This is a genomic window from Thermoleptolyngbya sp. PKUAC-SCTB121 (assembly GCF_016919485.1).
GTDB lineage: Bacteria > Cyanobacteriota > Cyanobacteriia > Elainellales > Elainellaceae > Thermoleptolyngbya > Thermoleptolyngbya sichuanensis.
Window position 1 is genome coordinate 5196347 of sequence record NZ_CP070366.1, and the last position, 12088, is coordinate 5208434.

The following is a 12088-nucleotide window of genomic DNA, read 5'->3' on the forward strand; positions in this document are numbered from 1 at the left end:
CCTGGATAAACCTTGGATAAGCCCTAGTGGCAGGTGGAAACCCTGGCATGGGTTTGTCCACTGTTTTCACTAGAACCAGTTTCCGCTAGGAACACAGGGTTTCTCCAGGCAACCCATCCAAGCAACCTATTCAGGCCACCTAATGCAGGCGACTATGCAGGCGACACTTTCCCCCAGCGATCGCACGACCGACCCGTCCGCAGCCGAGTTATCCCTCTCTGTCGAAGAGCTAGGACGCACGCTGGAAGCCTTTTTCCGCCAGCGCCAGTTGGCAGTTGCGGTGCGCTGTGCCCTCCAGGGCGATCGCCTGCTGGTGGTGGGCAACCACCGCACCGATATGTCGCTCAACCCGCGGCAGGTGTTGCAGCTTCTCGAAGCCCGCATCCACGCGCTCCAGATCCGCTCGATTCAGCAAGTGGGGCTATACCTGCGGATTGTCGGTCAGCCCAAGCCCTACGTGCGCCGCCAGTTTTCGCTCAACCAGACACCGCCAAAGCCGGTGCTATCGGGGGTTGCCGCCAGCGCCATTGCGGGAACCGGGGCAATTGCTCCACCCGCCACTATTCCCATTCCCAAGCCTGCATCTGTCGCGCCGTCTGCCCGCACCAAGGCTCAGCCGATCCCGCCAACCACCAGCAGACCCCCTGTTCAATCTGTTCAAGCTGTTCAAAAAGCGGTTCCACAAGCCCCCAAATCTGCCCAGACTCCTCACCAAAATCCTCAGAAGAGTGTCGAGGCAGGAGCAGATCATCGCCTTCTGATAGCGGGCATTGGAGCCGTCGGGCTGGCTCTGGGCAGCTACGTGCTGACGCAGCCCTGCACCTTCGGCGCGTGCCCCCAGTTGGAAACGGCAAAATCTCTGGGCAGCAAGTCGTTTACCGTCGTGACACAGGCTCCTGCTGCGCCCGACCTGACCGCCGCCCAGCAGTACCTCACTGGGGCGATCGACCTGCTGGACACCGTACCCATTTGGTCGCGCCATCGGTCAACATCCAATGAATTGCGCCAGCAATATCAGCAGCAAAACGAGGTGCTGAATGGGTTGAGGCAAGCCGAGCAGTGGGCGATCGCCGCTACCCAGGCCAGCGAGGCTCCGGTTCTCAACCTCCAGACCTGGCAGTTGATTCGGAACCAGTGGGAAGCCGCGATTCAGCAGCTTGAGGCTGTACCCGTTGCCAGCCCGTTTTATGCGACAGCCACCGCCAAACTCCAAGACTACCGAGATCAGCTAGCCTTAGTGCAAGCCCGGCTTCAGCAAGAAGAGGCAGCCGGACAGCGCCTCAGCGAAGCCAAGCAGTTGTTCAAGCTAGCCTGGGAGCGGCAGCAGCACGCCATTCGTCAGAAGCGCCCTGACCTGTCCGAAGCAGTAGTCGCCACCTGGGAAGCAGGCCTGGCGCGGTTGCAGCAGGTGCCACCCAACACCAGCGCCATGTTTGAAGCAGAACGCCTGTTAGCGCTGTATGAGCCACGGGTAGAGAAGATCAAAACTGACCTAGAAGCAGCGATCGCCCAGGCCGCCAATCAGCCCGCCCAGCCCATGCTCCAAATTGCAGACCCCTCTGCCGCGCCCGACACCCAGCCCGTCGCGCAGCCCATGCAGGCGATCGCCCCGCAAGCCATTCCACAACCGATCCCACAGCCAGTTCCGCAACAGATTCGACCGCAGGCGCTCTCTCCCCAGCAAATGGCGCAATACCAAATGGCCCAGCAGCAGATGGCGCAACAGCGGATGATGCAGCAGCAAATGCTCCAACAACCCCTGCGACAACAACCCCTGCGCCAACAACCCATGTCCCAGCGACAACTCCTGCAACAGCAAATGCTCCAGCAGCACATTATGCAGCAGATGCAGGGACAGCCCATGCCCCCGGTGCAAACGGTTGGACAGTAGTAGGGCTAAGCAGTTGGACGATTTCTCGCGGGCTGCGCCCGCGAGAAATCGTTCAGAACCTGGGAAATTTATCGCAAGTGCGTAAGTCCTAAGTAGGCTGGACAGTAGGCTGAACAGTAGGCGTTTCAGGAACTTTGGATTGCCGCAGGACACTGGAAATGAGCCGCAAGCGTGACGCTGCGGCTGAAATTCTTGGAAGCCCCACAGACGATTGACCGGCGATCCAAAATCGCAAATCCAGAATCCAAAACCCAAACTCCAAAACCCAAACTCCAAAATCAATCTCACTTACCAATGCAAAAGCGGCTAAAGATGCGATCGAGGACAGATTCGGTCACATCTTCGCCCGTGATTTCACCCAAAGACTGGATGGCGCTCCGTAGGTCAATACTCCAAAAGTCCAGCGGGAGCTGCTGAGCAATGGTGTCTTGCACGTGCTGGAGGGCAGTTTTGGCGCGGGTGAGCGCGGCAGACTGGCGCTGGTTGATGGCTAGGTCGAGGTTCGCAGCCGTCAGCTTGCCGGCCTGGGCAATGGTCAGAATTGCTTGCTCCAGGGCTTCGATGCCGTGATTTTGGGCGGCAGCAGTGTACACCGTTGGCAAAGCGAGCGGAGGAGGTGGGACAGCGCCATCGCTTCCCCACGCCGCCACACCGCCATTCCCAGCCACCAGATCAACCTTGTTCACCACCAAAATTAGCGATCGCCCCTTGACCTGCTCATAGATTTCCTGGTCTGCGTCCGTCCAGCCCTGGGCAGCGTCGATGGTGAGCAACACCAGATCGGCGGCTTGGGCGGCCTGGCGCGATCGCGCGACCCCAATTTGCTCAACCACATCTTCGGCCTCGCGGATGCCAGCGGTGTCAAGCACCTGGATGGGGATGCCGCCGACCACGAGCTGCGATTCAACCACGTCGCGGGTCGTCCCCGGAAGCGCTGTCACAATAGCGCGATCGCTCCGGCTCCAGGCATTCAGCAGGCTAGATTTGCCGACATTTGGGCGACCGACAATCGCCACTTTTAGCCCGCTCCGCAACAGTTCGCCCCGGTCTGCCGTGTCGAGGAGCGCCGTCACTTGGGCGAGAACTTGCGACAGTTGGGTTTTGATCAGGGCTTCATCCAGCGGTGGCAGGTCGTCTTCAAAGTCGATACGGGCTTCCACTTCGGACAGAATATCGAGGCAGATAGCCCGAAGCTGGCGGATGGGCTGGGCAAGCTTTCCTTGCAGGCCGGCGAGAGCAGATTGGGCCGCTTGGGGCGATCGCGCTCCCACTAGATCGGCAATGCTCTCAGCTTGCGTTAGATCAATGCGCCCGTTGAGAAAGGCCCGCAGCGTGAATTCTCCCGGCTCTGCCAGCCGCGCCCCACAGTCCAGGCAAGCCTGCAACACCTGCTGCACCGCCATCATGCCGCCGTGACAGTGAAACTCCACCACGTCTTCACGGGTGTAGGAGCGCGGAGCCAGCATCAGCAACAGCAGCGCCTCGTCAATCACCGTCTGGGTTTGGGGCTGGCGCACATGGCCGTAGAGAATGCGGTGGCTGTCCCACACCTGTCGCCCTGGCGCGTGGAATAGGATACGGGCGATCGCCACGGCCTCAGCCCCCGACAGGCGCACAATGCCCACGCTGCCTTGAGCAGGAACGATTGCTGTGGCGATCGCCGCGATGGTGTCTTGTTTCAGAGCAGGAGCCGTCATGACGTGAAATCAAGGGACGCTCTCTTCAATCTACTGGCACTCGCCCCCAAACGCGCAAATGGGTGGATTAACCTGTGATGAACCGCTGTGATGCGCTACTCGCCCCCTATCGGCAGCTTGGCCCCCATCGGCAACCGGATGCAATGACATCACCCCTAAAGTTCGCTTTTAGAGGGCGATCGCACCATAAACGTCCAAATTCTCTTGCTATTGGACTGCTGGAATGATCACTGTTCCGCCCAAGCTAGGGGTTGCAGTAGGCACAGTGGGCCGGGTCGGCAAAGTCCTGACCGTCGGGATAGCGCACGGTTTCAGTAAAACCGCACTGGGCGCAGCGGTAGAGGGCGGCTAGCGTCAGGCTTGTGGGCGCGTGGCAAAGGGCGCAGGGCAATCCAGGCTGGCGATCGCCCACGTCGAAACCGGGCGCGTGGCACTGGGGGCAAGTCTGTTGCAGCTTGCGGATCAGGTCTTGCGTTGCGAGGGCGATCGCCTTCATCCGCGTGGGGTTCATCATGGCCCGCATGTCGGTTTCCAGATGGGCGCGGCCGTGGCGCTTGAGGGTCGCGGTCACGATTTCTCGGAACTGATCTTCCTGCGTGATGCCCTTGTGTATCTCCGTGGGGTCGCTGCCCTCTGCCGCAGGCATCACCACCAGCCCGTGACTGGGAAACCCTGCCGATTGGGCAAATTTCAGCGCCGCCTCCAGGCTGTCTACCTGCTGATGGCTATAGTTGGTGTCTGGCGTAGCGGCGTGGCCTGCGATCTCCAGCCCATGCCGCCGATCGACCAATAGCACCAGTTCTCGATTGAGCGGCACGTAGGGCATCAGCGGATGGGGCCCAAAGCTGCCCTCGCTGGCGATCGCCAACTCTGTTCCCAGCGCTGCCCCCAGATGTTCCAGCGCGTGCATTGCCTTGAGCCGCGCCGTCGCTAGCTGATCTGCCGGCCGCTTGATATCGCGGGTAAACGTACCAAACTGGTCGCTGTCAAACCCATCGGGAACCACGATTTCTAGCGCGAAGGCGGATGTGAGGAGGGGGGCGATCGCCGCCTCCTTGCGATGCATAGTCGCCAAAATAGCCGTGCGTCCGGCAAACCAGTAGGAAGACATCGGGAAGCATGAGAGAAGGAGTGAAGTCCTGAGGCATTATTTTACCTTACCTACCCTGCCATGACCGATCCCGCCAGTCCCCATTGTCCCCATTACCTTGCCACCGTCACCGGAAACCGCAGTTCAAACGGCGTAAACGTGCCCGACGTGACGGGGCGGCCGCGCAAGACTAGCTCGTAAGCGCCAGCGCGAGGGAAAGTGACGGTGGCTCCAGGAATGCCCTGGCGACCTTCGGCAGAAACGGCTTGCAGCGTGGGCGACAGAATGGGCGCATCCCCCTGGCGGCGCGGGCGGGCGTAAACCTCAAGCTGGCAGGTGCAGGCGGAGAGGGGAATCGTCTGGCCGCCACGTCGCGCCAGTGCAAACCAGACCTGGCTGGCAACTCCGGCGCGGGGATTGTCTCGCGGCTCGATATGCACCGTGCCGCCGACCTCGCCCGACACCTGCACCTGATGGGCACTGGCCGGATCGATGGGGGACAGACCAACCCTGCCTGCCGCCATCGACAGACCCAGCAGCGCCAGCAGGCTTGCATTACGAACGACGAGACGGAACTTCAGCATACCATTCCTCCTGACCAAACCACTTCCAGACCCAGCGGCCGCGCAGCAGCAAGACGCTGAGGGTTGCCCCACTGAGGGCGATCGCCCCTGCCCAGTGCCACCCCGTAGGCGACACGCCGAGGTAGGTAGAACCAATGGCAATCGCGTGAATCGTTGCCAGCAGCAGGGCAGGAACCGAAAGCAGGTGCAGCGGCCGCCAGGTTTCCCCCAGCCACTTTTGCGCCCGGTCGAAGCTTGTTAGGGCAGCGGGGAGCATCGCCAGCAGCGCGGCGGCTCCAGCGGCGATCGCCCCTTGGTGTTGTGGCAGCATGAAGGCGATCGCCTGCCAATTCCAGCCCCAGGTGTGTTCTGCCATGTGCAGCGTGTGCGCCGCCGCCAGCACAAACGCGCCTACCCCCAGCGCCCGCCGCACCCTCAGCAGCCCACTCCAGAGACGGCTGAGGGGCCGCGCTACCAGCGCCAGCATTAGGCAAAGCAAACTGGCGTGGCCAGTAAAGTCCGTCATCATGTCGCCCGTCCGCAGCAGCGTCAACAGACCAATGCTCAGCGTCACCCAGCCGCCCAGTCGATAAAACTGGCTGCGCTGATCGGCGCTCAGCCATGCCGCAGACGTGCCCACGCCCAGCATCGTCGGCAGCGTCCCCAGCCCAAAGGCCAGCATGGTGGCGCTGCCCAGCCAGGGATTGCCCGTGTCGGCTGCCTTGATCTGGGCTGCGTAGAGAAAGCCGCAGGGAAACAGACCCCAAACCGCGCCAAGCAGCAGGGGCGTAGCCACATGGGAGCGCTTGCCAAGTCTCTGAATCAGGCGACCGAGCCGCTCGTGCAGCCTGCCCGGCGCCAGCGGATGCAGCAGCGGCACCTTGGGTAGCCCGTTCGGCACAACCTGCACCAGCCCAAACCATACCAGCAGCCCGCCCGTCAGCAGCGCCATTAGCCGCCTCGCCAGACTACCTACGCCCGCGAATTGACCGCCAGCCAGCACAACCGAACCGACTGCACCGATTGCCAGACCCACCAGCGCGTAGCTGAGAACGCGCCCCATATTCAAGAGGACGTGAAAAATAAACTGCTGCCAGGGGGTCGGGGGCTTGTCCTGCACCTTTGCCAGGGAAAACGCCGCCGTCAACGGGCCGCACATTCCCACACAGTGTCCAAAACTCCCCAGAAATCCCAGGGTCATGACTAGCAGCAGATCCACCATGCCTGCTCAACGAAACCTGTATGCTGCAACGAAATACATTCCAAAGCGCTAGAAATTCTCAAGGCGCTAGAATTTCATGGCTCTAAACATGAGGGCTCTAGACGTGAGGACTCTAGACATAAGGCTGATGGCAGGTGAAAGTAGTCAGACGGCGCGATCGCCCTTGACGTTTCGAGGCTCCTCTACCCTAACGGCCGTCCCGTGGGATGTCAAAAGACGGGCTGTCAAAGTTAGACCGCTAGACGGTGGGGGAGAAATTAGCTGGGGCTATTCCCCGCCCAGCAACCGTAGTTAGGCTAAGGCCGCTGCGAGATATCTTCCTGCGGGTCGGCAGCGGTAAGATGAAGAAATATTGCTAACTTGAGGCAACCCATGACGGCGAACGTTGAAATTTACACTTGGAGTACCTGTCCGTTTTGCATTCGCGCCAAGGCTCTGCTGAATAAGAAGGGCGTGGACTTTACGGAATATTGTATTGACGGCGATGAAGCCGCCCGCGCCGAAATGGCAGATCGCGCCAACGGTCGCCGTTCCCTGCCGCAGATCTTTATTGATGGCGTTCATGTCGGTGGCTGCGACGACCTGCACGCGCTGGATCGACAGGGTAAGCTAGACGCGATGCTGGCAGGGGTCTGAGCAAGGGAAGCGGAGGGGCAAAGCGCTGGCTTGATTCTGGGCGATCGGCCACTTTGCTCTCTTGCGCTCTGCCGCTGCCTCGCGCTGTTCTGTTCTGCCCCTCGGTTCACGTCCTCAATCCCCGACTCTCCCGACTCTACTTCCCGACTCTCCCGACTCTATTTATGAAACTTGCCTTCATTATTGATCCGATCCACCGCCTCGATCCAGGCCACGATACCAGCGTGGCGCTGATGGAGGCGGCGCAGCAGATGGGGCATGAGGTGTGGATTACGGAGGCGAATCGGCTGTCGGTGGTGGGCGGCAGGGCCTATGCTCAGCTTCAGCCTGTGCGGTTGGTTCCGGTCGAACTGGTAGAAGGGCGCTGGGTGGCAGCGGAGGTGTGGTTTGAACTGGGCGATCGCCAGTTTTTGCCGCTAGACAGCCTGGATGCGGTGTTCATGCGGACTGATCCGCCTGTGGATATTCCCTATCTGTATGCCACCTACGTGCTGGACTATGTGAACCCAGATAGAACGCGGGTCATCAATGCTCCGGCGGGGCTGCGGGCGGCTAATGAAAAGATGTATGCGCTGCAATTTATGGGAGCAATTCCTGAAACCATCGTCACCGCAGACAAGCAGGTGATTCGCGAGTTTGTGGAGCGGCAGGGCGCAGCCGTGATGAAGCCCCTAGGCGGCAAGGCAGGCGAGGGGATTTTGTTTGCCGAACCGGGCGATCGCAATTTGAACTCCCTCATCGAAATCAGCACCCAGCAGTTTCGCGTGCCCATCATGGTGCAGGAGTATCTACCCGCGGCCAAAGACGGCGACAAGCGCGTGATCTTGCTAAACGGCGAACCCATCGGCGCGGTGAACCGCATCCCTACAGGCAAAGAGTTTCGCGGCAACATGGCGGTGGGCGGGCGCGTGGCGGCAGTGGAGATTACCGAGCGCGATCGCCAAATTTGCGCCCAGCTTGCCCCCACCCTGCGCCGCGACGGGCTGATTTTTGTCGGCATCGACATCATCGGTGGCTACCTCACCGAAGTCAACGTCACCAGCCCCACAGGCATTCGAGAAATCGATCGGCTTAACGATGTGCGCTTGGGGCAGCAGGTGATGGACTGGCTGAGCCAGTCGCAGGGAATAGAGCCGTAGCGTAGTTAATAGAGCCTCATCACTCAAATCCCACAATTTTTGCACTGCGGCACCCTCATCTCTCGTATCTCAAACTACAATCCAGGGTGATGCGTTCTAGTAGGGTCAAATATTGGGATTTGTAAAGACCCTGGCTCTGAGGCGTGTTTTAGAGCCTTTTGATCCCCCCTGGCCCCCCTTGTTAAGGGGGGAACCGGGCCGAGCCGCACCGGAAGTCCCCCTTGTTAAGGGGGAACCGGGCCGAGCCGCACCGGAAGTCCCCCTTGTTAAGGGGGATTTAGGGGGATCGACTCAGGGCAATTAACGGTTCAGAGAGTTTGAAAACACGGTCTAGAGGGCTGAATATCTTTAGAACCAGGGTCGCTTTTCGGAGTATGCAGAAACTACGTATTCAGAAACTACAGAGGCGATACAGGTCTTTACAGCACGCCTGCATCGGGCATTCTGTTTTCGTTCGCTCAATTTTGTTAGCAATGAGGTGAGTTGGATGAGTCAGTTGTGGTATCCATCGGGGCGATCGCCCCTGAAACGACGCAAGTTTTTACAATATGGGGCGATCGCCGCTGGCACGGGCCTCGTCGCAGCCTGCGCGTCTCAAGCACCAACCTCGACCGAAGCACCGGCTAGTCCTGCGGCTGGTGCTAGCCCTGCGTCCGGTGAGCTAACCAAAATCACCTACGGCACCAACTGGTACGCCCAGGCAGAACACGGCGGCTTCTATCAGGCGGTTGCCACGGGCTTATACAAAGATGCAGGGCTGGACGTGACCATTAGCATGGGCGGGCCCCAGGTCAACGGCACGCAGTTGCTCATGGGCGGCGCGATCGACTTTTTCATGGGCTACGCCGCCGATGCCATCAAGGCCGTCGAAGAGGGCATTCCCAAAGTCACCGTTGCCGCCATCTTCCAAAAAGACCCGCAAATCCTGATGGCGCACCCCGGCACGGCCGACTCGCTTGAAGACCTGAAGGGTCGCCCCATTTTTATCTCCTCTTCGGCAAACGTGACCTATTGGCCGTTTTTGAGAGCCAAGTTTGGGTTCACCGACGACCAGAAGCGACCCTACAACTTCAACCCTGGCCCATTTTTGCAAGACAAGCAAACCGCGCAGCAAGGCTATCTCAGTTCCGAGCCGCTGGCGATTAAAAAAGAAGGCGGCTTCGACCCCGTGGTATTTCTGATGGCAGACTACGGCTACGAACCGTATTCCACAACCATCGAGTGCAAGCGTGAACTGGTCGAAAGCAACCCCGACTTGGTGCAGCGGTTTGTGGATGCCTCCATCAAGGGCTGGTACAGCTATCTCTACGGCGATCCTTCGCCGGGTAACGAGCTCATCAAGAAAGACAACCCGGAGATGACCGACGAGCAAATAGCCTATGGCATCGAGAAGATGAAGGAATACGGCATTGTCGATTCGGGCGACGCACAGGTGAAAGGCATCGGCGCAATGACCGAGGAACGCTGGAAATCCTTCTATGACACGATGGCGGCAGAGGGCGTGTTTAAGCCGGAAACCGACTATACCCAGGCCTACACGCTCCAGTTTGTCAACAAAGGCCCGGATGCGTATAAGGTCTAAGTCGAGTACGGTGTAAATGAAGCGCAGCCGGTGTAGCGGAATTGGCGCAACTGATTCCGCTGCCCCGCTGCCGAACTAGGCCTATGTAACTAGTCTCGCTCCACTAGCTTTAAGGAACCCCATCGCATGAACACCCCAGCGGCGTTTACGCTCAGCGATGTCAGCAAAGTCTACTCCAATGGCACAGTGGCGCTGCAAAACCTCGACCTGACGGTGCATGAGGGGCAGTTTGTCAGCCTGTTGGGCCCGTCGGGCTGCGGCAAAAGCACCGTGCTGCGGATGGTAGCAGGGCTGGGCAAGATGAGTTCGGGCAACCTGTATTGGGGCAGCAGTTCTCAGCGGAAGTTGGCCTACGTCTTTCAAGAGGCGGCGCTGATGCCTTGGGCGACGGTGGAAGACAACGTGGCGCTGCCGCTGAAGCTGGCAGGCCTGTCGAAGAGCGCGGCGCGGGAGGCGGTGCAGGAGGCGATCGCCCTCGTTGCGCTGCAAGGCTTTGAAAAGACCTACCCGCGAGAACTCTCCGGCGGGATGCGGATGCGCGTCTCCATCGCCCGCGCCCTGGTGACAAAGCCAGAAATCTTGCTGATGGACGAACCCTTTGGGGCGCTGGACGAAATGACCCGCAGCAAGCTCAACAGCGACCTGCTGAACCTCTGGGGGCAGAAGCAGTGGACGGTGGTGTTTGTCACCCACAATATCTACGAAGCGGTGTACCTGTCGAATCGTGTGGTGGTGATGGCGGCGCGTCCGGGGCGCGTGGTGGCGGATGTGGCGATCGCCGCTCCCTACCCCCGCACTGAGGAGTTTCGCACCACGCCACTGTTTAACGACTACTGTCGCGACATTTCCAACAGCCTGTCTCGCGCCGCTGGGCAGACGGCTGCATTACACCCCAGCGACAGCGTTTCCGCCAGCGTCGTAAACCAGCCCGCATAGCGCCAACCCGATTTCGCGCCAACTCGATTTCGCGCCAACTCGATTTCGCGCCAACCTGATGTCATAAGGCAGTATTCCGATGGACAATCTGTTTGACGTACCTCGCCAGCCCGAAGCCTCTGCCCCATCCTCGGAGTCTGGTCAACCGTCCCAACTGCAACGCCTGCTCTCGCCCGATATCCTGGCTCCGATTCTCGTGGGCCTGTTGATGCTGGCGCTGTGGGAACTTGGCGTGCGCCTGACCAACACCCCCCCCTACATCCTGCCGGGGCCGATTCTGGTGCTGCAAACGCTGGTGCGAGAATGGGGGACGCTGTTCCCCTCGCTGCTGATCACGATGAAAATCACGCTGTTTGCCTTCCTGGCGGCGGTGGTGTCGGGCCTGCTGGTTTCTGTGCTGTTTACCCAGAGCAAGTGGATCGAGCGCAGTTTCTTTCCCTACGCGGTGATTTTGCAGACGACCCCGATTGTGGCGATCGCCCCCCTGATCATCCTCTGGGTGCGGCAGTTGGTTCCGGGTACTGCGTCTACCTTTGTGTCACTGGTCATCTGCGCCTGGCTGGTGGCCTTTTTCCCTATCCTGTCCAACACGACTCTGGGCCTCAACAGCGCCGACCATAACCTAATTAACCTGTTTCAGCTTTATCGCGCTTCCCGCTGGCAAACCCTGCGCTACCTGCGGCTGCCCAGCGCCTTGCCCTATTTCCTGGGCGGCTTGCGAATTAGCGGCGGGCTAGCGCTGATCGGCGCAGTCGTGGCGGAATTCGTCGCGGGCACAGGCGGCACCAGTTCTGGGCTGGCCTACCAAATCCTGATCTCCAGCTTCAACCTCCAGATTCCCCGCATGTTTGCTGCCCTCTTGCTGACCACCGTACTGGGCATCCTGATTTTTGTCTTGCTGACGATGCTCTCCGACCGCCTCCTGCGCCACTGGCACGAAAGCGCCGTCCGCCGAGAAAATTAAGCTGATTCCTTGGGTGGCAGCCAGTAGGCAGAGCCGTTTCGTTCCCGCTGGAGCAGGCCGTGTTCAAACAGTTCGCGGCGGAGTAGAGCCGGGTCGCAGAACGTGTGATGTTCATTGAGGAGCTGGTTTACCTCGCGTTCGGTGTAGGTTTTGCCCGCAGCGAATTTTTCAGCCAGGTACCACAACACCAGCGTTTGCACCCGCGCTCGATTGCGCTTGGACGGCCAGCGCGTCACCCGGCCCTGGTCATCCAGGTAGGGCTGGAGTTCTGTAAAGTCGATCATTTCACCCCGCTCCTCCGTCTAATTTGGGATTTTGGATTCGTGATTTTGGCTCACGATCTGAGGTAGGTTTGCAAAGTGCCAACC

Annotated in this window: 11 protein-coding genes; 6 read left to right on the top strand and 5 right to left on the bottom strand. The window is 59.9% G+C overall.

Translation table 11 applies throughout. The features are described 5' to 3' along the window. The first annotated feature begins 154 nt into the window (after window positions 1-154). Window positions 155-1891, top strand: a complete 1737-nt coding sequence (locus tag JTM80_RS21210; RefSeq protein WP_172353372.1) for a hypothetical protein — start codon at window positions 155-157, stop codon at window positions 1889-1891. A 284-nt stretch (window positions 1892-2175) separates the two neighbouring features. Here JTM80_RS21210 and mnmE read toward each other — a convergent pair whose 3' ends face one another. The 4 genes from mnmE to JTM80_RS21230 all read right to left on the bottom strand — a co-directional run bounded on the left by mnmE (window position 2176) and on the right by JTM80_RS21230 (window position 6463). Beyond that, window positions 2176-3588 (bottom strand): tRNA uridine-5-carboxymethylaminomethyl(34) synthesis GTPase MnmE, encoded by a 1413-nt coding sequence (gene mnmE / locus JTM80_RS21215; protein WP_172353373.1) that lies wholly within the window; start codon window positions 3586-3588, stop codon window positions 2176-2178. 244 nt (window positions 3589-3832) lie between these two features. Further along, window positions 3833-4699 (bottom strand): DUF6671 family protein, encoded by an 867-nt coding sequence (locus JTM80_RS21220; RefSeq protein ID WP_172353374.1) that lies wholly within the window; start codon window positions 4697-4699, stop codon window positions 3833-3835. A gap of 92 nt (window positions 4700-4791) precedes the next feature. Beyond that, entirely contained in the window at window positions 4792-5262 is a 471-nt protein-coding gene (locus tag JTM80_RS21225; RefSeq protein ID WP_172353375.1) for a hypothetical protein, read from the bottom strand. Continuing rightward, window positions 5234-6463 (bottom strand): sulfite exporter TauE/SafE family protein, encoded by a 1230-nt coding sequence (locus JTM80_RS21230; RefSeq protein ID WP_172353376.1) that lies wholly within the window; start codon window positions 6461-6463, stop codon window positions 5234-5236. The genes JTM80_RS21225 and JTM80_RS21230 overlap by 29 nt, the downstream gene beginning before the upstream one ends. 372 nt (window positions 6464-6835) lie before the next feature. On the opposite strand from JTM80_RS21230, the gene grxC reads away from it, so the two are divergent. The 5 genes from grxC (at window position 6836) to JTM80_RS21255 (ending at window position 11720) form a co-directional block, all read left to right on the top strand. Continuing rightward, window positions 6836-7099 (top strand): glutaredoxin 3, encoded by a 264-nt coding sequence (grxC, locus tag JTM80_RS21235; RefSeq protein ID WP_068509172.1) that lies wholly within the window; start codon window positions 6836-6838, stop codon window positions 7097-7099. A 164-nt stretch (window positions 7100-7263) separates the two neighbouring features. Further along, complete coding sequence (gene gshB / locus JTM80_RS21240; protein WP_172353378.1) at window positions 7264-8238, top strand: glutathione synthase; 975 nt, start codon at window positions 7264-7266, stop codon at window positions 8236-8238. A 487-nt stretch (window positions 8239-8725) separates the two neighbouring features. Further along, window positions 8726-9820, top strand: a complete 1095-nt coding sequence (locus JTM80_RS21245) for an ABC transporter substrate-binding protein (protein ID WP_172353379.1) — start codon at window positions 8726-8728, stop codon at window positions 9818-9820. A gap of 126 nt (window positions 9821-9946) precedes the next feature. Next, on the top strand, window positions 9947-10756 hold the full coding sequence (locus tag JTM80_RS21250; protein WP_205370260.1) for an ABC transporter ATP-binding protein: 810 nt from the start codon (window positions 9947-9949) through the stop codon (window positions 10754-10756). A gap of 208 nt (window positions 10757-10964) precedes the next feature. Beyond that, window positions 10965-11720: an ABC transporter permease gene (locus JTM80_RS21255; RefSeq protein WP_225906896.1), complete on the top strand. Its 756-nt coding sequence runs from the start codon at window positions 10965-10967 to the stop codon at window positions 11718-11720. Here JTM80_RS21255 and JTM80_RS21260 read toward each other — a convergent pair. Then, complete coding sequence (locus JTM80_RS21260) at window positions 11717-12004, bottom strand: DUF2087 domain-containing protein (protein WP_172353382.1); 288 nt, start codon at window positions 12002-12004, stop codon at window positions 11717-11719. The genes JTM80_RS21255 and JTM80_RS21260 overlap by 4 nt on opposite strands. Between the last annotated feature and the right edge of the window lie 84 nt (window positions 12005-12088).

Excerpts from the sequence above, each read along its gene's own strand:
- JTM80_RS21255 (WP_225906896.1), top strand. The coding sequence starts at position 10,965 with ATGCTGGCGCTGTGGGAACTTGGCGTGCGCCTGACCAACACCCCCCCC.
- JTM80_RS21250 (WP_205370260.1), top strand. The coding sequence starts at position 9,947 with ATGAACACCCCAGCGGCGTTTACGCTCAGCGATGTCAGCAAAGTCTAC.
- mnmE (WP_172353373.1), bottom strand. The coding sequence starts at position 3,588 with ATGACGGCTCCTGCTCTGAAACAAGACACCATCGCGGCGATCGCCACA.
- JTM80_RS21225 (WP_172353375.1), bottom strand. The coding sequence starts at position 5,262 with ATGCTGAAGTTCCGTCTCGTCGTTCGTAATGCAAGCCTGCTGGCGCTG.
- JTM80_RS21210 (WP_172353372.1), top strand. The coding sequence starts at position 155 with ATGCAGGCGACACTTTCCCCCAGCGATCGCACGACCGACCCGTCCGCA.
- JTM80_RS21230 (WP_172353376.1), bottom strand. The coding sequence starts at position 6,463 with ATGGTGGATCTGCTGCTAGTCATGACCCTGGGATTTCTGGGGAGTTTT.
- JTM80_RS21220 (WP_172353374.1), bottom strand. The coding sequence starts at position 4,699 with ATGTCTTCCTACTGGTTTGCCGGACGCACGGCTATTTTGGCGACTATG.
- grxC (WP_068509172.1), top strand. The coding sequence starts at position 6,836 with ATGACGGCGAACGTTGAAATTTACACTTGGAGTACCTGTCCGTTTTGC.
- gshB (WP_172353378.1), top strand. The coding sequence starts at position 7,264 with ATGAAACTTGCCTTCATTATTGATCCGATCCACCGCCTCGATCCAGGC.
- JTM80_RS21245 (WP_172353379.1), top strand. The coding sequence starts at position 8,726 with ATGAGTCAGTTGTGGTATCCATCGGGGCGATCGCCCCTGAAACGACGC.
- JTM80_RS21260 (WP_172353382.1), bottom strand. The coding sequence starts at position 12,004 with ATGATCGACTTTACAGAACTCCAGCCCTACCTGGATGACCAGGGCCGG.